At 74.5% G+C, this 21,006-nt stretch carries 16 protein-coding genes; 10 read left to right on the top strand and 6 right to left on the bottom strand.

Annotated elements, in window-relative coordinates:
• Positions 1–37 precede the first annotated feature (37 nt).
• Complete coding sequence (locus NLU66_RS06270) at positions 38–1,528, top strand: hypothetical protein (protein WP_259362082.1); 1,491 nt, start codon at positions 38–40, stop codon at positions 1,526–1,528.
• Here NLU66_RS06270 and NLU66_RS06265 read toward each other — a convergent pair.
• From NLU66_RS06265 to NLU66_RS06250, 4 genes are all read right to left on the bottom strand, one after another.
• Positions 1,461–3,326: a hypothetical protein gene (locus NLU66_RS06265; protein ID WP_259362081.1), complete on the bottom strand. Its 1,866-nt coding sequence runs from the start codon at positions 3,324–3,326 to the stop codon at positions 1,461–1,463. The two genes, NLU66_RS06270 and NLU66_RS06265, sit on opposite strands and share 68 nt — an antisense overlap.
• 145 nt (positions 3,327–3,471) lie before the next feature.
• Complete coding sequence (locus NLU66_RS06260) at positions 3,472–4,716, bottom strand: polysaccharide pyruvyl transferase family protein (RefSeq protein ID WP_259362080.1); 1,245 nt, start codon at positions 4,714–4,716, stop codon at positions 3,472–3,474.
• Complete coding sequence (locus NLU66_RS06255) at positions 4,713–5,741, bottom strand: lysylphosphatidylglycerol synthase domain-containing protein (protein ID WP_259362079.1); 1,029 nt, start codon at positions 5,739–5,741, stop codon at positions 4,713–4,715. Before NLU66_RS06255 ends, NLU66_RS06260 begins: the two co-directional genes overlap by 4 nt.
• Position 5,742: 1 nt before the next feature.
• Positions 5,743–6,819, bottom strand: coding sequence for a nitroreductase family protein (locus NLU66_RS06250; protein ID WP_259362078.1), 1,077 nt, complete (start codon positions 6,817–6,819; stop codon positions 5,743–5,745).
• Between the two features lie 284 nt (positions 6,820–7,103).
• On the opposite strand from NLU66_RS06250, the gene NLU66_RS06245 reads away from it, so the two are divergent.
• From NLU66_RS06245 to NLU66_RS06230, 4 genes are all read left to right on the top strand, one after another.
• Entirely contained in the window at positions 7,104–8,420 is a 1,317-nt protein-coding gene (locus tag NLU66_RS06245) for a UDP-glucose dehydrogenase family protein (protein WP_259362077.1), read from the top strand.
• Between the two features lie 368 nt (positions 8,421–8,788).
• Positions 8,789–10,900: an acyltransferase family protein gene (locus NLU66_RS06240; protein WP_259362076.1), complete on the top strand. Its 2,112-nt coding sequence runs from the start codon at positions 8,789–8,791 to the stop codon at positions 10,898–10,900.
• Between the two features lies 1 nt (position 10,901).
• Positions 10,902–12,929 carry a DUF6541 family protein gene (locus tag NLU66_RS06235; protein WP_259362075.1) on the top strand — a complete coding sequence of 676 codons (2,028 nt, stop codon included), beginning with the start codon at positions 10,902–10,904 and terminating at the stop codon, positions 12,927–12,929.
• Positions 12,926–14,332, top strand: coding sequence for a M18 family aminopeptidase (locus tag NLU66_RS06230; RefSeq protein WP_259362074.1), 1,407 nt, complete (start codon positions 12,926–12,928; stop codon positions 14,330–14,332). The genes NLU66_RS06235 and NLU66_RS06230 overlap by 4 nt, the downstream gene beginning before the upstream one ends.
• A 52-nt stretch (positions 14,333–14,384) precedes the next feature.
• Here the strand turns inward: NLU66_RS06230 and NLU66_RS06225 are convergent, their stop codons facing one another.
• Complete coding sequence (locus NLU66_RS06225) at positions 14,385–14,678, bottom strand: hypothetical protein (RefSeq protein WP_259362073.1); 294 nt, start codon at positions 14,676–14,678, stop codon at positions 14,385–14,387.
• A gap of 14 nt (positions 14,679–14,692) precedes the next feature.
• Between NLU66_RS06225 and NLU66_RS06220 the strand changes: the two genes are divergently transcribed.
• Together NLU66_RS06220 and NLU66_RS06215 are read left to right on the top strand one after the other, a co-directional pair.
• Positions 14,693–15,520 carry a uroporphyrinogen-III synthase gene (locus tag NLU66_RS06220; protein WP_259362072.1) on the top strand — a complete coding sequence of 276 codons (828 nt, stop codon included), beginning with the start codon at positions 14,693–14,695 and terminating at the stop codon, positions 15,518–15,520.
• Positions 15,521–15,522: 2 nt separating this feature from the next.
• A complete protein-coding gene (locus tag NLU66_RS06215; protein WP_259362071.1) occupies positions 15,523–15,915 on the top strand; it encodes a hypothetical protein in 393 nt (130 codons plus the stop codon).
• Here NLU66_RS06215 and NLU66_RS06210 read toward each other — a convergent pair.
• Positions 15,880–17,295 carry a glutamyl-tRNA reductase gene (locus NLU66_RS06210; RefSeq protein ID WP_259362070.1) on the bottom strand — a complete coding sequence of 472 codons (1,416 nt, stop codon included), beginning with the start codon at positions 17,293–17,295 and terminating at the stop codon, positions 15,880–15,882. The genes NLU66_RS06215 and NLU66_RS06210 overlap by 36 nt on opposite strands.
• A gap of 259 nt (positions 17,296–17,554) precedes the next feature.
• On the opposite strand from NLU66_RS06210, the gene hemE reads away from it, so the two are divergent.
• From hemE to hemQ, 3 genes are read left to right on the top strand one after another with little or no spacing between them, the layout of a single operon-like run.
• Complete coding sequence (gene hemE, locus NLU66_RS06205) at positions 17,555–18,574, top strand: uroporphyrinogen decarboxylase (protein WP_259362069.1); 1,020 nt, start codon at positions 17,555–17,557, stop codon at positions 18,572–18,574.
• Positions 18,571–20,244: a protoporphyrinogen/coproporphyrinogen oxidase gene (locus tag NLU66_RS06200; RefSeq protein ID WP_323374513.1), complete on the top strand. Its 1,674-nt coding sequence runs from the start codon at positions 18,571–18,573 to the stop codon at positions 20,242–20,244. Before hemE ends, NLU66_RS06200 begins: the two co-directional genes overlap by 4 nt.
• On the top strand, positions 20,241–20,978 hold the full coding sequence (hemQ, locus tag NLU66_RS06195) for a hydrogen peroxide-dependent heme synthase (protein WP_259362068.1): 738 nt from the start codon (positions 20,241–20,243) through the stop codon (positions 20,976–20,978). Before NLU66_RS06200 ends, hemQ begins: the two co-directional genes overlap by 4 nt.
• Positions 20,979–21,006 lie beyond the last annotated feature (28 nt).

Here is a 21,006-nt window from a genome sequence, read left to right as displayed (position 1 = left end):
GGCTGGGCGTGCCGCGACCACGCCACGAGGAGCCTCCATGCGTCGCCCCAGCCCGCTCGATCTCCCCGTGACCTCGGGGATCGTGATCATGGTGCTCGCCGCGACCACGGCCCGCAGCTTCCTCACCCCGCTGTTCTCCTCGGGGGACGAGATGGCCCACTTCGACTACGCGGTGCAGGTGTGGCACGGGGACCTGCCGGTCTTCGAGGACGGCCTGCAGGTCGAGCTGCCCTGGGGCGTCCGCCCGCCCGTACAGTGGACGTCCCAGCACCCGCCGCTGTTCTACCTTCTGCTCGCACCGGTCGTCGGACCGCTGTACGACGCAGGGAGCCCGTACCTCGCCGGCATGGCCGGCCGCATGGTCAACACCGTGATCGCCGCTGCGCTGTGCGCCGCCGTCATGTGGGCCGTGCGCCCGCTCTGCGGGGGCCGCCGCTGGCTGCCATGGATCGCGGGCCTCGCCGCCGCCTCCTCCCCCTGGGTCATGGGCGTGGGCAGCGCGATCTACAACGACGACATCGCCGCCCTCGAGATCACGGTGGTGCTCGGTGCGGCCCTCCGGCTGATCACCCTGCCGCGCGAGGGGACGGACGCCCTCGCCGCCCGGACCGGCACGTGGTGGGTGCTCGGGGTCGCCGCCGTGGCCGCCGCGTCCACCCGGCTCGCGCTGATGCCGATCGTCGCCGTGGTGTTCGGCGCGCTCGTGCTGCGGGGGCTCCTCGCCCCGGGCCCGCTCCCGCGCCGCTCGTGGCTGCTGCGCCCCGTGCTCATCGGCCTCGCGATGATCGCGGCGACCGGCTGGTTCTACCTGCGCAACGTGCGCCTCACGGGGACCGTCGCCGGCGGGCACCCCGAGTGGGCGATGGCCAACACCGACCGGACCTCGCCCCCGGCACCGCTCGAGGTGGCCGCGGATCCCGTCTACTGGGCGAAGCTGCTCGGGATCTTCTCCCCGGGGAACACCCCGGACGGCCTGACCCTGTGGGCCCTGCTCGTGGCGCCCGCGCTGCTCGGCGCCGTGCTCGCGATCGTGCTGGGCGCGGCCTCCCGCCGAGGCCGGAGCACGCCGCACGGCTCCCACGCCGCGGGGGCGGCCGAGCGGCCCGTCGCCCTCGCGGGCGTGGTGATGCTGGCGGCCGTCTCCGGCCTCCTGATCGCGATGCAGTTCGTGTACGTCTCCGCGGCGGCGGGGAACCTCTTCCCGCGCTACTCGCTGCCGATCCTCCCCGTGACCTGCCTGCTGATCGCGTGGGGACTCGGCGGTCTCCGCCGGGCGGCGCCGTTCCTGGTGCTCGCGTGGTCCGCGACGGCCTGGTGGCAGATCGTCGTGTTCCTGCTCGGGCGGCCACAGGTCGCGGCCACGGGTCAGGCCGAGCTCCGGCCCGACCTCGCACTGCCGTTGCTGGGCGTCGCGGTCGCGGCCGCCGCCGTGACCGTCGTCGTGGTGCTGATCGGCGTGATCAGGACGCCGCGACCGGCTCCAGGCGGCCCTGGGCGTCGAGCTCGTCGAGCAGCGGCCCCGGCATGATCCATGCGTGGTAGCCGTAGCTCTCCACCCCGCTGATCATCCGCGCGCCCTTCGCGCTGCCCTCGGGCCAGATGTCGCAGCCCAGGACGATCTGCGCCTGGGACGTGTTGCGGTCCATGCTCACGTCCATCGTGGTGGGCGAGATCCAGTACGCGAGGGTGTTCTGGACGACGGCGTTGTTGCTGAGCCCGGGCGTGCAGAAGCGGTCGAAGTCGACGGTGAGCTCACCGTCGTGCTCGGCCTCGAGGCGGTTGATCTCATCGGCCAGGACGGGGTGGCCGCCCTCGAGCTGCTGGAAGTGACCGGTGGCGCGCGTCGAGGCGATCGTGCCGACGCTCGCGAGGACCATGAGCACCGCGACGAGGACCTCGCCGCCGCGACGGCCCAGCCGGCCCGCGCCCGTGAGCGCGGCGAGCAGCAGCAGCGCGGGGATGCTCGCGAGCAGCCAGAAGCGGTTCTCGTTGGTGAGGCTCGGCACGAGGCCCCACTGCCAGGTCTCGGCGGTCGCCGTCGGCAGCGTCGAGAACCAGGGCATGACGGCCGGGATGTGCGCGGGGGTCACGTAGCCCCACGTGGGGGCGCCGGGGGCGAGCCACAGGACGGTCACGCCGACGAGGCCCGCGGTGAGCACTAGCGCCGTGGCGAGCACGCGGCGCGACAGCCCCCGCACGATCGCGGCGAGGCCGAGGGCGACGAGCAGCGCGGTCACCGGGTCGAGGTAGCGCCCGTACAGCCAGGCGTCGAGCCGGCGCCAGGAGGCGAGGTAGAGGGCGGACTCGTTGGACCACTGGCCGACGGACAGCACCACCACGCCGAGCAGCATCGCGGCGATCAGGCACACGGGGCCGATCGCGTGCTCGCGCCGCAGCTCGCGCCACACGAGCACGAGCATGACGACGAGTCCCACGACGACCAGGCCGAGGGAGCCGACCGTCTGCTCCCACGACTGGCCGATGATCACGCGCAGGATGATCGAGGGCCGCGAGCCGAGGAGGTTGCCGAGCAGCTTCTCGCCCTGGCTGAATCCGCCGCCGAGGTACTGGTTGAGCAGGCCGCCGGACCAGAAGGCGAGGTAGCCGATCGGGAGCAGCACGACGAGACCCGCGAGGGAGGCCTTCCACGAGCGGATCGCCAGGCACAGCAGCCAGATCGCGCACGCGATGAGCAGCACCGCCGCCCGGGAGTGGGTCGTGGTGAGGACGGCCGCGGCGATCGCGAAGACGACCGCGCGCGGGACCGTGGGCCTCTCCCAGAGGCGCAGGGCCGCGAGGATCGTCCAGGCGAGGGCGAGGAAGAGCAGCTTCTCGCTCGTGACGTAGCCGGTCTGGACGGTGCGCGCGGGCATCGACATGACGAGCGAGGCGACCACGACCGACTGCGGCGTGCTGAGGCCCACGCGGGTGATCGCGCGGGACAGCGGCCAGATCGTGACGATCGCGGCGATCACGCCGAGCCCGATCGCGACCCGGTAGGCGACCGCGGGGTTCGAGGTGAACCACCAGATCGGCGCCATGATGACGCTCCACGCCGGGAAGTAGCCGGCGCCGCGGGGCGGGGTGGGCATGCCGGCGCCGGAGAGGAACTTCGAGTACTGCAGCAGCGCGATCTCGTCGAAGGCGAACGAGGGGGTGCGGGCGCCCCAGGCGATGACGACGTGGAGCGTGAGGGCGAGCACCACGCTCACCACGGCGCCCCAGCGCCACAGCGGTCCGAGGCCGCGAGCGGCGCCCTCCATGGCGGCGCGGTGGGGATGCGGGGCCGATGCCGCTGTCGCTCCGGGGTCAGCGCTCACGGTCATCGGTGCTCACGGTCCTCAGTTCTCGGGGGCGATGGGTCCTCGGGGTGATCGGCCCTCAAGGGCGGGGGGACGCACCGGTGCTCGCGCGCCCGGTCCCCCACGGCAGGGCCCGAGCTTACCGGGCGAACCACCCGCGACCCGGCAATCAGCGCCGCGCGGCGGACCGCTCGCGCACGAGCGTCGCGATGAGGTCCGCCTGCTGCAGGGAGCGCTCGCGCACCTCGGGCAGGTGCGCGTCGAGCTTCGCCTGGACCTCGTCGCGGCGCTCGTCGAGCTGCTCGAAGCGCGTCCAGAGGTAGCCGGGGTCGAGCTGGTCGTGACCGAAGGCCCACTCCTCGAGCTCGAACATCTCGAGCACCTCGCGGTACTTGTGGCTCCAGCCGATGACAAGCGTGGGCACGGCCATCGCGAGCGAGGAGACCATCGCGTGGAAGCGGCTCGCGACGAAGAGGTCGCAGCGGCCGATCAGGTGCCGCAGCTGCTGGGAGCCGAGCTCGCGGTCCACGAACAGGAGGTCCGCGCCCGGCTGCAGGCGCTCGTGGATGCGGGTGCACAGCGGCAGGTCGTTGTTGTGCGTCTTGCCGGTGCCGGTGCGCACGCTGTGCGGCACGAGCAGCACCTTCTTGCCGTGGCGGCGCAGGCGCTCGATGAAGGCCACCATCTGGCCCTCGTAGTCGTCGTTCCGGGCGTCGACCTTCTTCTGGAGCACGACCGACGGGCACACGCCGACCACGTCGCCGCCCTCGAAGAAGCCGAGGTCCACGCCCGCCTCGCGCAGGGCCTGCTCCTCGGTGCCGTCCATGGCGAGGGAGAAGGCGTAGTCGGCGCCCGCGACGAGGTTCGTGAGCCCGAGGCCCTCGGCGTGCTCGTGGGTGATGCGACCGCGGGTGACGAGGGTGTGGGCGCGGGGCAGGAAGACCTTCGAGACCACCCGGTTGATCGGATTGCGGAAGGGCCCCACGGCCTGGGCGCACTTGAACACGGGGACCCGCAGGTCCAGCGCCGGCAGGATCGAGGCGACGTTGTAGAGCAGGAACTTCTCGCGGCCGTCGGTGAAGGTGATGCCGCCCTGGTCCAGCAGCACGTCGCTGCCCGCGAGGGCGCGGATCGCGGGGTGGCGGCGCAGCAGGGGGCGCAGCGGGGGCAGCAGCCGGTGCGTGAGGGCGAGCACGTTGATGGTGACGCCGAGGGTCCTCGGATCCGCGGCGAGGACCTCGAGGTTCGGGTACGGGTTCTGGGCCCGGTCCTCCTCGGGGTACATGCTCAGCAGGGTGAACTCGACGTCGCCGAGGCGCTCGGTGAGGGTCTGCACGGCGCTCTCGAGCATCGCGGCGGCGCCCTTGTTGCCGGACAGCGCGGAGCCGATGATCGTGATGCGGGGGGTGCTCATGGGCGGATCTCCTGGGGGATGGTGCGGCGGACGGCGAGGTAGACGAGGGCGACGACGGCGTCGCCGATCGTCGCGAGGAGGCGGGCGAGGAGGCTGATGACGATCGCCTCCGGGGCGGGGACGTACTGGCTGAGGACGAGCACGATGACGGCCTCGCGCACCCCGAGCCCGCTGGGCACGAGGATCGCGAGGATGCCGACGGCGCCGGCGAGCGCGTAGGCCGCGGCGAAGGGCAGCCACTGGCCGGGGCCGATGTCGCTCACGGTCGCCGCGATCATCACGAAGCCCACGCCGTTGACGACGCGCGGCAGCACGAACTCGAGGACCGAGACGAGCGAGCGGGGGCCGGAGAGGAAGTACTCCGCCGGGACCGGCCTCTTGAGGATGCGACGCAGCGGCAGGTCCACGATCCGGCGGAAGGTGGGGGCGTGCAGCACCATCGCGGCGGGGATCAGCACGAGCAGCGGGGCGAGCAGGAGCGTCGCGTTCGCGCCGAGCACGCCCGGGCCGAGGCTGATCAGCAGGATCACGAGGGCGGGGACGATCGAGGCGATCTGCAGGAAGACGTTCTCGTAGACGAAGCTGATGAGGATCAGCGTGCGGCTGATGCCCTTCTTCCCCGCCCACAGGACCTTGTTGGTCACGGAGCCGACCTGCCCGGGGATGTACTTCAGCACCCAGGAGAGGCACTGCACGGCGACGGCCTCGCGGGCGGAGACCTCCGCCTGCGGGTCGAGCCAGCGCACGATCCGGCCCCAGGCGGAGCCGGTCACGGCGACGGCGCCGGCGAAGCACACGGTCGCCGCGACCCACCACCAGGAGAAGCGGAGGTGCTGCGCACGCAGCTCCGTCCAGTTCGCGGCGAGGCTGCGGGCGAAGAGCCAGCCCACGAGGCCGACCACGAGGATCGTGACGCCCCAGCGCAGGGCGCGCTTCAGCCCGGAGCGGCGGGGACGGGCGGCGGGGTCCGCGGAGGCGGCGTCGTCCGGGGAGGCGGGGTCGGGAGAGGCGGCGGGGTCCGTCATCTCAGTCGTTGTACCGCCGGAAGGTGTCCAGCCCCTTCTTCGCCGAGTAGGGCACGAGCCCCTCGTCGTGGGCGTACCCGAAGGCGATGAGCATGACGACGCGGTCGCTCGTGTCGAGCGAGAGGCGGCGCTGCATCTTCGCCTCGAGCGGCTCGAAGTCCGGCCAGTTGATGACCGAGGAGCTCAGGCCGAGGGTCTCCAGGGCGAGGATGAACTGCATCGCGGCGAGCGAGCTGTCCACGTAGATCGCGTGCCGGTCGCGGGGGCTGAAGTAGGACTCGAGCTTGCCCACGACCACGGCGACGGCCGGCACGTTGTCGGAGTACCCGGCGGAGCCGAAGGGGATCGCGGCGATCTCCTTCGCCAGCGCCGGGTCGTCGAAGATCCGGAACTCGTAGGGGATGCGGTTGCACGCGGTGGGCGCCTGGCGCGCGACCCGCAGGGCCTTGTCGATCTGCTCCCGCTCGACCGGGCGCTGCTCGAACCAGCGCACGCTGCGACGCTGCTGCGCGAGCAGCACGAGGTCGTCGTAGGAGATGTCGCTGATGAGCTCCTTGGGGTGCGGGATCTTGCCGGTGCTCTCCGCCCCGTGCTCGACCTTCGCGAAGCGAGCGCGGGCCGCCTCGACGGTGCGGTCCGTCGTGCCGCTCACCCGGAAGTACTCGGTGAGGACGTCGTGCGCCCACTCCATCTCCGCGGAGTCCATGGTGCCGGGGGCCTGGCGCCACTGCCGCGCTGCGGTCTCGTAGAACTCGATGGTCTCGGTGATGTAGTCCCGGGCGAAGATCTCGCGCCGGGGCCGCATGATGAGGCCCTTCTCGAGCCGGTGGATGTTCCGCCGCAGCTCGACGTGGGTGACGCGGGCGGTGGACTTGTTGCGGTAGTAGTTGCGCCGGCCGCGCAGCACCGCGGACTGCTCGCGGTTGAAGGCCAGGGGGTTGCCCGTGAAGAACAGGTGGGTGAGCACCCGGCTCGAGCCGAAGGACTCGAGGAACCCGCGGTTCACCGTCTCGTAGGTCCGGCGGATCCAGGTGATCGCGAGCAGGTCCTTCGCGATCGTCTTCCATCGATTCAGCAAGCGGCATCCTCCGGGGGACGGGGCGGGCCGGAGCGGGGGATCCGGCCGAGGCGGGGCGGGACAGGACGGGCGGGGGCCGGTCCGGACGGGACGGCACCGGCCGAGGACGGGGGAGGTCCGCGGCGGCGCCGGGCGGGCACGTCAGCTCTGACGGGTGCGCTCAGGGGGACGATCCCGCCGTCGACGATCCCGAGAACTCTACGTCAGCGAGCGGCGTCGACCGTGATCCGACGCACCGGCGCCGTCCCGTGGACGGTACCCGCGCCCGGGTACGATCTGGTCCCATGCGAATCACGACCGTGGGATGCGGATACCTGGGTGCCGTCTACGCCGCCTCGATGGCCTCGATCGGGCACGAGGTCCTCGGCCTCGACGTCGACCAGAAGAAGATCGACGACCTGAACAAGGGCATCGCCCCCTTCCACGAGCCCGGCTTCGAGAAGGTCCTCACCGAGGCCCTCGGGTCCGGCCGTCTGCGGTTCTCCACCGACTACTCCGACGCCGCGGACTACACCGCGCACGTCATCTGCGTGGGCACCCCCCAGCAGATCGACGGCGCCGGCGCGGACCTCACCTACGTCCACGCCGCGGTCGACTCCCTCCTCCCCCACCTCTCGGACACGGCCGTCGTCCTCGGCCGCTCCACTGTGCCCGTCGGCACCGCGGCCTCCCTGCGCGAGCGCCTCCGCGCCGGCGGCTCGGACGCCCCGCTCGCCTGGAACCCCGAGTTCCTCCGCGAGGGCTTCGCCGTCAAGGACACCCTCCACCCCGACCGCATCGTCTACGGCCTGCCCGAGGACCCCGCCGAGGCCGCCCGCGCCCGTGAGGTCCTCGACGAGATGTACGCGCCGATGCTCGAGGCCGAGACCCCGCTGGTGATCGGCAACTACGCGACCGCCGAGCTCGTGAAGGTCTCCGCGAACTCCTTCCTCGCCACGAAGATCTCCTTCATCAACGCCGTCGCCGAGGTCTGCGAGGCCACCGGCGCCGACGTCTCCGTCATCGCCGAGGCGATCGGCCTGGACGACCGGATCGGCCCGAAGTTCCTCCGCGCCGGCATCGGATTCGGCGGCGGCTGCCTGCCCAAGGACATCCGCGCCTTCATGGCCCGCGCCGGCGAGCTCGGCGTCACCGAGGCGCTCGGCTTCCTCCGCGAGGTCGACCACGTCAACAACCGCCGCCGCGACCACGTCGTCAACCTCGCCCGCAAGGCCCTCGGCGGCAGCTTCACCGGCAAGACGGTCGCCGTGCTCGGTGCCGCCTTCAAGCCCGACTCCGACGACACCCGCCAGTCCCCCGCGCTGTACATCGCCTCGAAGATCTCCGGCCGCGGGGCCGACGTCGTCGTCACCGACCCCGCCGCGAACGAGCGCGTCCACGCCGAACGGCCGAACCTCGCGATCGCCGAGGACGCCTACGCCGCCGCGAAGGACGCCGACCTCGTCCTCCTGCTCACCGAGTGGACGCAGTTCAAGGAGCTCGACCCCGTCGCCCTCAAGGAGGTCGTCGGCACGGCGCACATGATCGACGGCCGCAACGTCCTGGACCCCCAGCAGTGGCGCGACGCCGGCTGGACCTACCAGTCCCTGGGCCGCCCCTGAGCGGCGGGCACCGCCCCGCCTGAGCTCGGACCAGCGCCAGAGAGCCGACGATCCGCTCCCCCGACGACGACGGGACGCCCGCACCGCGCGGGCGTCCCGATCGGCCTGCCCCGGCGCGGGACGCGCTCGAGGACTGGACGCAGGACGAGCAGCAGCCCGAGCCGCGCACGGCGCCCCGCTCGCGGCTCGGGGACTGGCTGAGCCCGCCCCTCGCACCGCGCGCCACCGCGCTCGAGGACTGGCTGCAGGGCCCGATCGAGGCGCACGTCGAGCAGGAGGCCCAGGACGCCTGGTCGACGGGCGAGTCGGTCTCCGGTCGCGGGGAGGCCGCGGGCCGGGCGCCCACCCCGGGGGACGGCCCGGCCCCGGTGCCGGCGGGAATCCCCGAGCCGCCCCGTTCCCGGCCCGCCTTCCGCGCCGAGCTGCACGGCCTGCGCGCCGTCGCGCTCGGGCTCGTCGCCGTCTATCACATCTGGCTCGGCCGGGTCTCCGGCGGCGTCGACGTCTTCCTCTTCCTCTCCGCCTTCTTCCTCACCGGCACCTTCGTGCGCCGCCTCGAGAGCGGCCGCCCGCTGGGCGTGCCCCGCTACTGGCTGCACACCTTCAAGCGGCTGCTGCCGCCCGCGGCGGTGACGATCCTGCTCGTGCTGCTGGGGACGGGCCTGCTGCTGCCGGCCTCCGCCTGGCCCTCGATCATGCAGCAGGCGGTGGCCTCCGCCGCCTACGTCGAGAACCTCGTGCTCGTGCAGCTGCAGGTCGACTACCAGGCGCGGGATGCCGGGGCCGCCTCGCCGCTGCAGCACTTCTGGTCCCTCAGCGTGCAGGGGCAGGCGTTCGTGCTGTGGCCCCTGCTCTTCACCCTCGCGCTCCCGCTCGCCCGCCGCGGCCGCGGGGTGCGACGCCCCCTGACCGTCCTCATGCTCGTGATCGGCGCGGCCTCGCTCGCCTGGTCCGTGCACTCCACGGCGATCCAGCAGCCGGTCGCCTACTTCGACACCCTGGCCCGGCTGTGGGAGTTCGCGGCCGGCTCCCTGCTCGCCCTCGCCCTGCCCGCGATCGACCGCCTCACCGGGGCGGCACGGCCGGAGGACGACACCGCCCCGCGGCTGCGGTGGCTGCGGGCGCTCGCCGGATGGGCGGGCATCGCGGGGCTGCTCGCCGTCGGCATCGTCCTGGACGTCTCCTCGCAGTTCCCCGGCTGGATCGCCGTGGTGCCGCTGATCGCCGCCGGCGCGGTCGTGGTCGCCGGTCACTCGGGCACGAGGTGGGGCGCGGACCGCCTGCTCTCGACCCGGCCCGCGGCGTTCGTCGGCGACATCTCCTACGCGCTCTACCTCGTCCACTGGCCGATGCTCGTGCTGTGGCTGCACGTGAGCGGCCACCAGCGCGCCGGGCTGCTGGACGGGCTCGTCCTGCTCACCGCCGCAGTGCTCCTCGCCTGGGGCCTCACCCGGCTCGTGGACGCGCCGATCCGCCGCTCCGCCTGGCTCGAGGCGCGGCCCTGGCGCGCGCTCGCCGCCGTGGGGCTCAGCGTGGCGCTCGTGGCCGGGACCACCGGCACCTGGTGGGGCCTGCTCCAGCGAGAGGCGGCCGCGGAGCCCGCGGCGACCGCCGCCCCCGCCGAGCCCACCGACGAGGTGCTCACCGAGGCGCCCGCCCAGATCCTGCCGCAGGGCTGGGAGCTCGGCTCGCAGTGGCCGAACCTGCCCGAGTCCTGCGCCGGGGACCTCGCCCCCTCGACGACCTTCCGGCACGTGCCCTGCCAGCAGCTGCTGCCCGACGGCACCGCCCACGCCGGGCTGCTCGTCGTCGTCGGCAGCTCCCACGCCCGCCAGTACATCCCCGCGATCCTGCCCTGGGCCCAGGAGCACGACCTGCAGGTCGTGAACCTCCACATGGACAGCTGCGACTTCGTGCCCGGCACCGAGGAGAGCCGGTACTGCTCGGGGTACAACGACTACGTGCTCTCCTACCTCGACACGGTGCAGCCCGAGGTGGTGCTCACGAGCTCCACGCGCACCGTCCCGGACTCCGCCGAGGAGACCACGCCGGAGGGCATGGTCACCGCGGTGCAGGAGCTCACCTCCCGCGGCATCGACGTCATCAGCGCTCGTGACACCCCGCGCTGGACCGAGGACGAGTACGCGTGCGCGGAGGCGGTGATCGGGGCCGACGGCACCCCGGTGGAGGCCGACGCCGCATGCGGCGCGGACGCCTCCGCGAAGCTCGCCCCGGAGAACCCGGCCGCGGGCCTCACCCCCGCCGAGGGCGGCGGCAGCCTCACCCTCCTGGACCTCAGCGCGCAGATCTGCCCCGAGGGCCGCTGCTCCCCCGTGCTCGGGGACACCTACGTGTACATGGACGACGACCACCTCACCAAGCGCTTCACGCAGCTGACCCTCGCCCCCGCGGCGACCGCGGTCCTCGACGGGCCCACCGGCCCGGTCAGCGTCCGGGAGCGCGCGGAAGGAGGCTCCTGAGATGGACCTGCTCGCCGGAACCCTCCTCGCCGCGATCGCCACGATCGCGGTGCTGGCCCTGCCGGGGCTGCCCCTCGCGCTCGCCCTGCGGATGCGCGGGCTCGTGCTGTGCGCGGTGCTGCCCGTGCTCTCCCTCGCCGTCATCGCGCTCTCCGCGGAGATCGGGCACGAGCTGCGGGCGGACTGGTCGCTGCTCGTGCCGCTGGCCCTCGGGATCCTGCTCGCCGGGATCGTGCTCGGAGCGCGCGAGCTGCACCGTCGGCGCGCGGGGCACCGCCCTCGCCACCTGGGCGCCGCGGGCAGCCCCGCACCTCCCGTCCTGCCGACGGGGCGCGAGGGTCTGCGGGCCGTGCTCGTGCCCGTCGCGGGACTCCTCCTCGGCGGCGGGAGCCTGCTGGTGCTGCAGCTGCGGCGCATGGGGTCGGTGGACGCCGTCAGCCAGACCTTCGACAACGTCTTCCACCTCAGCGCCGTGCGGCACGTGATGCGCCTGCACGACGCCTCCGTCGGCGTCGTCGGCGGGATGACCCGCCTGCCCGGGGAGTCCGGCTACTACCCGGCCCTGTGGCACCAGGCGGCGAGCCTCGTCGCCCAGCTCTCGGGGCAGGACGTCGCGCTCGCCTCGAACGTGCTCATGCTGGCCGCCGGCTGCGTGGTGTGGCCGCTGGGGATGATGGCGCTCGTCGGCTCCGCGACCTCGGGCGGTCGGGCCGCCGTCGGCCTCGCCGGGGCCCTCGCCGGGATCAGCGGCGCCTTCCCGCTCGAGCTCATGAGCTGGGGGCTGCTGCTGCCCTACCTGCTCTCGATCGTCCTGCTGCCCACGCTGCTGCTCGGGGCCGCGCACCTGCTCGCGCTCTCCCCCGCCACGCGCCGGCCCGATCCCGCGCAGCTCGCGGCGATCCTGATCGCCTCCCTGCTCGCCGTGACCCTCGCGCACCCGCAGGGGTCGCTCGCCGCGATCCTGCTCGGGCTGCCGATGGCGCTCGTCGCCGTGGGCCTGCGCGTGCGCTCGCTCCGCCGCGGGGACACGGACTCCCCCGCGGGGCTCGCGGCGACCGCGGGGCTCGCGCTGCTGGCACTCGCCGCGGGACTCGTCGGGTGGAGCATCGCGCGGCCGTCGCGCGGCGCCTCCTCCTGGGACCCCACCGCGCGCCCCGGGGAGGCGGTGCGCCAGGTGCTCTCCCTGGCCCCCAACTCGTCGCAGGCCTTCCTGCCGCTCGCCCTGATCCTGCTCGCGGCGGTGCTCGCGGTCGCGCTGCGGAGCCGCTCCCGCTGGCTGCTCGCTCCGTGGCTGGTCGCCGCCGGCGCGGACGTCCTGATCCGCTCCCTGCCGGAGGGCGACCTGCGCTACCTGCTCACCGGGCCCTTCTACAGCGACAACCATCGGGTCTCCGCGCTGACCGTGCTGCTCGCCGTGCCCCTGCTCGCCGTGGGCCTCGAGGCGATCGGCCGTGAGCTCCGCGACCGGGCGGCGGCGCGCGGTGCGGCACCGTCGGTGCTCACCGCGATCGGGGTGCTCGGCGTGCTCGTCGCCCCGCTCGTCCTCGCCGTCTCCTGGGCCTCCCCCGCGACCGGCCAGGCGGAGCGCGGCGCCCTCCCGCAGTGGCAGGGGCAGCAGCTGCTCTCCCAGGACGAGCGCGCGCTGCTCGCGGAGGTGCCGGGGATCGTGCCGCCGGACGCCGTGGTCGCGACCAACCCCTGGAACGGCGGCTCCCTCGTCTACGCGCTCGCGGACCGCGAGGTGACGAGCCTGTACATGACCGAGGAGGTCCCCCGCGACACGAAGCTGCTCCACGACCGGCTGGACGAGGCGCGGCACGACCCGAGGGTGTGCGACGCGATGCACGAGGAGGGCGTCGAGTACGCCCTGGACTTCGGGCCCGAGGAGCTCTGGGACCGCCGCGACACGATGTCCGGGATGAAGGACCTCTCCTCCTCCGGCGTCGGGGTCGTCGTCGCGCAGGAGGGCGACGCGAAGCTCCTGCGCCTGCTCCCCTGCCGCGGCACCGATGGTTCAATGAGCTCGTGACCTCCACCGCTGAGCATCCCGCACGCCCGTCCGGCTCCACCCGCCCCGGCGGCCCCGCCGGCCCCTCCGGCCCCTCCTCGCAGGCCCGCGACGTCGCCCTCGACCTGGGCGCCTTCGTCACCGCCTCGCCCTCGAGCTACCACGCCGTCGCCGAGGCCGCCCGACGGCTCGAGGCCGGCGGCTTCCGGGGCCTGCTGGAGACCGAGGACTGGACCGCGGAGGACGTCGCCGGCGAGCGCTACGTGATCCGCGACGGCTCGATCATCGCGTGGTCCGCCCCCGAGGGGTCCGACTCCCGCAGCGCGTGGAGGATCGTCGGCTCGCACACCGACTCCCCCGCCCTCAAGCTCAAGCCCACGCCCCGGTACGGCGGCGGGGAGGGCGTCGCCCAGGTGGGCGTCGAGGTCTACGGCGGGCCGCTGCTGAACTCGTGGCTGGACCGCGAGCTGCGCCTCGCCGGCCGGCTGACGCTCTGGGACGGCACGACCGTGCTCACCGCGACCGGCCCGCTGCTGCGCATCCCCCAGCTCGCCGTGCACCTGGACCGCGCCGTGAACAAGGAGGGGCTGGTCCTGGACCCGCAGCGCCACCTGCAGCCGGTCCTGGGCCTCGAGGCGCCGGGCGGCGGGAGCGATCAGAACGGCCAGGGGAGCCAGGGCGGGCTCGACGTCATGGCGATCCTCGCCGCGGAGGCCGGCGTCGACGCGGAGGACGTCGCCGGCTTCGACATCGTCACCGTCGATGCGCAGGCCCCCGCGCTGTTCGGCGCCCACGAGGAGTTCCTCGCCTCGGCGCGGCTCGACAACCTCACCTCGGTGCACGCGGAGGTCGAGGCGCTGCTCTCCGTCGCCGACGGCCCCCGCGAGGAGGGCGACCCGATCGCGCTCCTCGTCGCCAACGACCACGAGGAGGTGGGCTCCGCGAGCCGCTCGGGCGCCGCCGGACCGTTCCTCGAGGACGTGCTCGTGCGGATGCATGCGGCGCTCGGCGGGGACGACGCCTCGCGCCGCCGCGCCTTCGCCTCCTCGCTCGTGGTCTCGGCGGATGCCGGCCACGCGGTGCACCCGAACTACCCCGAGCGCCACGACCCCGTCACCCGGCCGCGCCTGGGAGAGGGGCCGATGCTGAAGATCAACGCCCAGCAGCGCTACGCGACCGACGCCGTCGGCATCGCGGCCTTCGTCGCCGCGTGCGACGACGCGGGCGTGCCCCATCAGCACTTCGTCTCGAACAACGCGATGCCCTGCGGGTCGACGATCGGCCCGATCACGGCGACCCGGCTCGGGATCACGACGGTCGACGTCGGCATCACGCTGCTGTCGATGCACTCCGCGCGCGAGATGTGCGCGGTCGAGGACCCGCTGCTGCTGCAGAAGGCCTGCGCGGCCTTCCTGCGCGGCTGAGGGGAGCGCGCCGAGGGCGGCGGCCAGCGGCCCCGGCTCGGCGCACGCGGCCTCAGGTGTGGTTCTGCTCCCGGTCCCGGGCGATCGCGATCCGCTCCACCTCGTCGCGCACCGCGCGGGCCTCGGCGATCGCCGGGTGGTCCGGGTCGCCGCCGCTGCCGCGCTGGGCGTCCTTGACGAGCTCCTCCGCCTGGTACCAGGCATCCTCGAGGTGACCGGCCTCGGCGGTGGCGAGGGCGAGCTCGCCGCGCACAGCCATGGCCTCCTCGGTCGTGGACTCGCCGGCCTCGAGCAGCTCGAGCAGGCGGCGGGTGGCGTCGTGGACACGCTGGGCAGGACTGGTCACGGCACAATGGTGCCATGACCGCCGCCAGCGCCCTCCCCGTCCTCGTCCCCTCCGCCGCGGGGCACGGGGTCCCGCTCATCGAGGCGCTGCAGGCCCGCGGCTACACGATCGACCACTGCCCCTTCCTCGAGCTGCGCCCGCAGCGGGACGCGGACACCCGCCTCGCGATCGAGGACCTCGTCGAAGGCCGCTACGCGCAGGTGGTGGTGGAGGGACCGCTCTCCGCCCAGCTGCTCGTGGAGGAGGTGCTCGGGACGGGCGCGGTGCTCCCCGCCGGTCTGCGCGTGGTCTCGGCCGGCTTCGAGACCGCGGAGGCACTCCGCGCGGGCGGCATCACCCCCACCGCGACCGCCTCGGACGCCGAGGCCTCGATCGCCCAGGCCGTCGGGCCGGCGGGCGAAGGTCCGGCCGGCGGCGGTCCCTCGGATGGCGGCGGGGCGGGCAGCAGCGGGGGCGGGGCGGCCTCCGATCTGCTCCTGCTCGGCTCGGCCCTGCTCCCGCCGACCCTGCGCACCTCGCTCGAGCGCTCCGGCCACCGGGTGACCACCGTCGTCGGCTACCGGCCGCGCACCACGAGCCTGGACCCGCAGGTGGTCCGCGATCTGCGGCTCGCGGGCTACAGCGCCGTGGTGCTGCCCACGACCCTGCTCGCCTCCCTCGCCGGGCACCTCGGCATCCACCAGGACATCCGGGTGGTCACCGTGCACCACGAGGCCACGGGCGCCGCCCAGGCGAAGGGCCTCACCGTCCACGGCGAGGCGGCCGAGCCCAGCCCGTGGGCGCTCGCCGCTGCGGTCGACGCGGCCGTCCGCGCCGGCGCCCCCACCACGGGCAGGCCCTGACCATGGAGATCAACCCGTACGACGCCCGGCTGCGGATGCTGCAGCAGGTCGACTCGGTCCAGCAGCAGCGGGAGGCGACGCCCGGCGAGGAGACCGCCGGCTGCCCCGGCTGCCCCTACTTCTGGACCTGCCCGGTGCCGCATCGCGGCGAGGAGGTGCGGGCGCCCGCGCAGATCGAGATCGCGGACGTCACCGATCAGCTGGCGCCGCGCGGCGAGTACCGGCCGCGCGACGAGAGCGACGTGGGCTGGACCGACGTCTGGATCGAGACGGACGAGCCCGCGGAGACAGGGCAGGACGGTGCAGCGCGGGGCGATGCGGCGCGGGACGGCGAGAAGGGTGCCTCGGCGCCCTCGCGCTCAGGCCGTCGTCGCCTCTTCCGGCGTCGCCGCTGAGATCCCGCGGCGCACGGCGGCCTGGGCGAGGTCGCGCGCGGAGGACGGCGGGACGGTGAGGTCCACGCGCATCCAGCCCGCGGTGTGCATCGGGTCGTCCTCGGCGGCGGTCCCCCCGCCGCTGCCGCCGTTCGCCGCGGCGGTGCTCACGCCCTCGCCGGAGATGTCGATGCCGAAGATCGTGTGGAAGGCCTCGACGTAGGCGTCGGCCTGGCCCGTCTGCGCGAGGTGCCGGGCCCGCTCGGAGGGGTCGTGCATGACCTTCGCGAGGATCCGGCGGATGCTGCGCTCGAGGACGTCGGCCGTCTCGCCGTCGACGTCCTGGCGCAGGCGATCGATCTCGGCGTCGGCCGTGTCCGCGACCTGGCGCCGGAGGGCGGCCATCGCCGGGTCCACGCGGCGCACCTCCTGCTGCACGCGGAAGGCCTCGACGGTCTCCTCGACGATGTCCTGGGCGAGCAGCAGGGCCGGGTCGGCGTCGTCCGCCCCGACCTCGAGGTCGCGCAGGCCCAGCACGGTCACCCCGCGCAGGTGCCGCACGAGCGGGTGCAGGTCGGAGTGCAGGGCGAGGTCGAGGACGACGGTGCGGCCCGCGCCGAGGAAGCGGTCCGGGAACAGGCTCGTGCCGCGGCCGGAGCAGGCGACCACGAGATCCGCCTCCGCGATCGCCTGCTCGAGCCTCTCCGCGCCGACGGCCTCGATGCCGTGGCGACGGGCGAAGCCGAGCTCGCGGCCCGAGGGCGAGTGGACCTGGATGCGCTCGGCGCCGCGGCGCAGCAGCTCGGCGACGCCGAGGCGCGCGTAGGCGCCGGTGCCGACCACGAGCGCGCGGCGCCCCTCCATCCCGCCGAGCTCCGCGGCCGCGCGGTCGATCGCGACGGCGGCGCCGGAGCGCCCGGCCGCGCCGATCGGCGCCTGGGTGGCGACGCGCTTGGCGCAGCGGAAGGCGTGCTGGAAGAGGTCGTGCAGGAGGGAGGTGGTGTGGCCGGTGCGGCGCGCGGCCTCGTAGGCGGCGCGCACCTGCCCGGCGATCTCCGCCTCGCCGAGGACGACGGAGCGCAGCCCCGAGGTGACCTCGTCGAGATGGCGGGCGACCGCGTCGCCCATCGCGGCCTCGAAGCAGAGGGAGACGATCTCGCGGTCCAGGCCCGAGGCGGCGGAGACGGCGTCGATCACGAGGTCCACGCCGTCGTGGAAGCGCACGGCGTCGAGGTAGATCTCGAGGCGGTTGCAGGTGGAGACGACGGCCCATCCCTCGAGCGCCCCGCTCGCGGCGTCGAGCTCCGCGATGCGGGCGGGAAGGGTGTCCGCGTCCCGCGTGAGGGCGTCGAGCACATCGAGATCGAGGTGCTCGTGGGAGGCGCGGAGGGCAGCGAGCATGGCCGCAGTCTAGGCCCGCCCCCTGGACCGGGCGCCCCTGGGAGCACGCCCGCGCCGACGTGTGCACAATAGGGGCGTCATGGCACAGAACAGCACGTCAGAGCAGGTTTTTCGCGACAGCGCGTCAGAACCTACCCCCGTCCCGACGCTCCCGCAGGTGGGGGCGTCTTCCCGGACCGCCGACCCGGTCCTCCTGCCCGTCTCCCATCCCGCCGCGCGACCCGTCGCGGACGGCGGGGTGAGCGATGCGCCACTCCTGATGCATCTGCGCGGGGAGCGGAGTGAGAGCGAGGACACCTCCGCCCCGGTGTGGTTCATGCGACAGGCCGGGCGCTCCCTGCCCGAGTACCGCGAGGCCCGCGGCACCACCGCGATGCTCGACGCGTGCGTCACCCCCGCGCTCGCCGCGGAGATCACCGTGCAGCCCGTGCGCCGCCACCGCGTGGACGCCGGCATCTTCTTCTCCGACATCGTCGTCCCCGCCCGCCTCGCCGGGCTCGGCGTCGAGATCCGACCGGGCGTCGGCCCCGTCTTCGACCACCCGATCCGCACCGCGGCCGACGTCGACGCGCTGCCCCCGCTCGGCGACGACTACGAGGCGGCGCTCGACCCGATCCGCGAGGCCGTCGGCCTGACCGTCGCCGAGCTCGGCACGACCCCGCTCATCGGCTTCGCGGGCGCCCCGTTCACCGTCGCGAGCTACATGGTCGAGGGCGGCCCGAGCCGCGACCACCTCCGCACCCGCGCCCTCATGCGCTCCGAGCCGGAGACCTGGCACCGCCTCGCCTCGTGGGTCGCCGAGCTCTCCGGCCGCTTCCTGCGCGCGCAGGTGCTCGCGGGCGCCTGCGCCGTGCAGCTGTTCGACTCGTGGGTGGGCGCGCTCGGCGCGGACCTCTACCGCGAGGCCGTGCTCCCCCACTCCGCCGAGGTGCTCGGCGCCGTCGCGGATCTCCCCGTCCCCCGGATCCACTTCGGCGTGGGCGCCGCGCACCTGCTGCGCCCGATGCACGAGGCCGGCGCGACCGTCGTCGGCGTCGACCACCGGATGCGGCTCGACGAGGCGCTCGAGATCCTCCCCGAGGGCACCCCGGTGCAGGGCAACATCGACCCGGCGGTGCTCTTCACCTCCGAGGAGGTGCGCTTCGCGGAGGCCCGCGCGGTGCTCGCGGCCGGCGCCGGCGCGAGCGGCCACGTCGTGAACCTCGGCCACGGCGTCCCGCCCGAGACGGACCCGCAGGTCCTCACCGACCTCGTCGCCTTCCTGCACGCCCAGCGATGACCGATCAGGGCCCGATGCCCGACCGCGGCCCCGAGGGCCGCGCCGTCGGCGTCGCCGGGGACCGCGCGGTCGCCGGCGGCGAGGGCCGCACAATCGTCGTCGGCGGCGGCCTCGCGGGGCTGCTCGCCGCGCGCTCCACCGCCCGCGCGGGCCGCTCCGTCCTGCTGCTCGAGGCCGGTCCCGCCCTCGGCGGGGCGATCGCGGCCGGTCGGGTCGCCGGGGTCCCGCTCAGCACGGGCGCGGAGGCGTACTCCGTCGCCGGCGGGCACGTCGACGCGCTGCTCGAGGAGCTGGGGCTCGACGGGTCGGCGCCCGGTGCCGCGGGGTCCCCGACGGTCGTCACCCCGCGCGCCGGGCTCGGCAGCAGGATCGTCTCCGACGCCGGCACCCACCCCGCCCCGTCGGGCTCCGTGCTCGGCGTCCCCTCCCGCCCCCTCGCGCGGGACGCCCGGGCCGTGCTGGGCCTCGCGGGCTCGCTGCGCGCGGCGCTCGAGCCGCTGCTCCCCGCCCGCATCGGCTCCCGCCCCGGCGCGAGCGTCGACGCCGTGATCCGCGCCCGCTGCGGGGCCCGCGTGGCCGAGCGGCTGGTCGCCCCGATCGTCGGCGGCGTGCACTCCGCCGATCCCCGCACGCTCGAGCTCGCGAGCGCGTCCCCGCAGCTCGCGGCCGGCCTCACACGGCACGGCTCACTCACCGCCGCCGTGCGCGCGATCACCGCGGAGTCCGCGCGCCGCGGCAGCCCCGGCACGCGGGTGCGCTCGCTCGCGCCGACCATGGGGGCGCTGCCCGAGGCCCTCGCCGCGGAGATCCGCGCGCACGGCGGCGAGATCCGCACGGAGGCGCCCGTGCGCCGCATCTCTCGGGGGGCCGACGGCGGCTGGACGGTCGCGCTCGGCTCCTCGCCGGCCGTCGGCGCAGGCATCGCCGGTGCAGGGACCGTCGGGGCAGGGTCCGTCAGCACAGTGTCGGTCAGCACAGGGTCCGTCAGCGCCGAGGAGCTCGTGCTCGCCGTCCCGCCGGACACCGCGCGCGATCTGCTCGCCGAGGCCGCCCCGACGCTCTCCGCCGCGATCCCCCAGGCCCCCGCCGCAGCGGTGCGCCTCGTCGCCCTCGTCGTCGACGCCCCCGCGCTCGACGCCTTCCCCGCCGGCACCGGCGCGCTGGTGGCCCCCGGGACCGTCGGTGCCGCCGGCAGGAGCGGAGTGCGGGCCAAGGCGCTCACCCACGTGAGCGCGAAATGGGAGCACGTGCAGGCCGCCGCCCGCGCGGCCCTGCCCGAGGCCCGCTCCCCGCACGTGCTGCGTCTGTCCTACGGCCGGCCCGGCGAGCCCCTCCCCGACCCGTCGGGGATCGTCGACCTCGCCCTCGCGGACGCGAGCGTGATCCTCGGGACGCCGCTGCGCCGGGAGGACCTCCTCGGCAGCGCCGTGATCGACTGGGACCGCGCCATGCGCCAGGCCCGTCCCGGCCACGCCGAGGCCCTCGCCGAGGTCACCGCGCTGCTCGCCCGGCCCGAGCACGCAGGCCTCGACCTCGCCGGCACCTGGCGCGCCGGCACCGGCATCGCGGCGATCGTCCGCGCCGCGACCGCGTCCCCGACGCCCACGCCCACGTCCACGTCCACCTCCACCATGCCCTCGTCCACCACCGCGGAAGGAAACCCCTCATGACCAGCGCCCCCCTCTCCTCGACGGCTCCCACGGCCGAGGGTCCCTCGGACCAGTTCACGACGACGAACTACACGAGCTACACCGTCTACCGCCGTCTCGCGGGCCTCACCCAGGACGGCACCACCACCGCCGCCCGCATCGAGGACGCCCTCGCCGCGGTCTCCACCCGCATCGAGGAGCTCGGTGCGCACCTGCTGGGCTACTACGACCTCACCGGCTTCCGCGCCGAGGCCGACGTCATGATCTGGCTCCGCTCCGAGGACGCCGCCGCCCTGCAGGCCGCGATCCGCGTCTTCGAGTCCTCTGCCGCCGGCGGCTTCCTCGAGCGCACGTGGGCCGCCGTGGGCGTGGACCGCCGCGCCGAGTTCGCCTCGCGCCACGTGCCCGCCTTCATCGACCCCGAGCGGGACCGGAAGGAGTGGATCACCGTCTACCCCTTCGTCCGCTCCTACGAGTGGTACCTGCTGCCCGAGGAGGAGCGCCGTCGCATGCTGCGCGAGCACGGCCTCCTGGGCCGCGACTACCCTCAGGTCAATGCCAACACCGTCGCCGCCTTCTCCCTGGGCGACTACGAGTGGCTGCTCTCCTTCGAGGCGGACGACCTCCACGACCTCGTCGACATGATGCGCCACCTGCGCTACTCCGATGCCCGTCTGCACGTGCGCGACGAGCTCCCCTTCCACGCCGGTCGCCGCCTCGCCTCCCTCGCGGACGTCGCGGCCCTGCTCGCCTGACCTCCCACCGCCAGCACCCCCCACGAGG

It is taken from the genome of Brachybacterium sp. NBEC-018 (genome assembly GCF_024860185.1).
Lineage (GTDB): Bacteria > Actinomycetota > Actinomycetes > Actinomycetales > Dermabacteraceae > Brachybacterium > Brachybacterium rhamnosum.
The sequence above is the reverse complement of the archived record's forward strand: the minus strand, read 5'-3'. Positions and strand labels throughout refer to the sequence as shown.

What these genes read in the sequence shown, in the direction of transcription:
- NLU66_RS06270 (WP_259362082.1), top strand. Translation starts at nt 38, where the DNA reads ATGCGTCGCCCCAGCCCGCTCGATCTCCCCGTGACCTCGGGGATCGTG.
- NLU66_RS06265 (WP_259362081.1), bottom strand. Translation starts at nt 3,326, where the DNA reads ATGACCGTGAGCGCTGACCCCGGAGCGACAGCGGCATCGGCCCCGCAT.
- NLU66_RS06260 (WP_259362080.1), bottom strand. Translation starts at nt 4,716, where the DNA reads ATGAGCACCCCCCGCATCACGATCATCGGCTCCGCGCTGTCCGGCAAC.
- NLU66_RS06255 (WP_259362079.1), bottom strand. Translation starts at nt 5,741, where the DNA reads ATGACGGACCCCGCCGCCTCTCCCGACCCCGCCTCCCCGGACGACGCC.
- NLU66_RS06245 (WP_259362077.1), top strand. Translation starts at nt 7,104, where the DNA reads ATGCGAATCACGACCGTGGGATGCGGATACCTGGGTGCCGTCTACGCC.
- NLU66_RS06235 (WP_259362075.1), top strand. Translation starts at nt 10,902, where the DNA reads ATGGACCTGCTCGCCGGAACCCTCCTCGCCGCGATCGCCACGATCGCG.
- NLU66_RS06220 (WP_259362072.1), top strand. Translation starts at nt 14,693, where the DNA reads ATGACCGCCGCCAGCGCCCTCCCCGTCCTCGTCCCCTCCGCCGCGGGG.
- NLU66_RS06215 (WP_259362071.1), top strand. Translation starts at nt 15,523, where the DNA reads ATGGAGATCAACCCGTACGACGCCCGGCTGCGGATGCTGCAGCAGGTC.
- NLU66_RS06210 (WP_259362070.1), bottom strand. Translation starts at nt 17,295, where the DNA reads ATGCTCGCTGCCCTCCGCGCCTCCCACGAGCACCTCGATCTCGATGTG.
- hemE (WP_259362069.1), top strand. Translation starts at nt 17,555, where the DNA reads ATGCATCTGCGCGGGGAGCGGAGTGAGAGCGAGGACACCTCCGCCCCG.
- NLU66_RS06200 (WP_323374513.1), top strand. Translation starts at nt 18,571, where the DNA reads ATGACCGATCAGGGCCCGATGCCCGACCGCGGCCCCGAGGGCCGCGCC.
- hemQ (WP_259362068.1), top strand. Translation starts at nt 20,241, where the DNA reads ATGACCAGCGCCCCCCTCTCCTCGACGGCTCCCACGGCCGAGGGTCCC.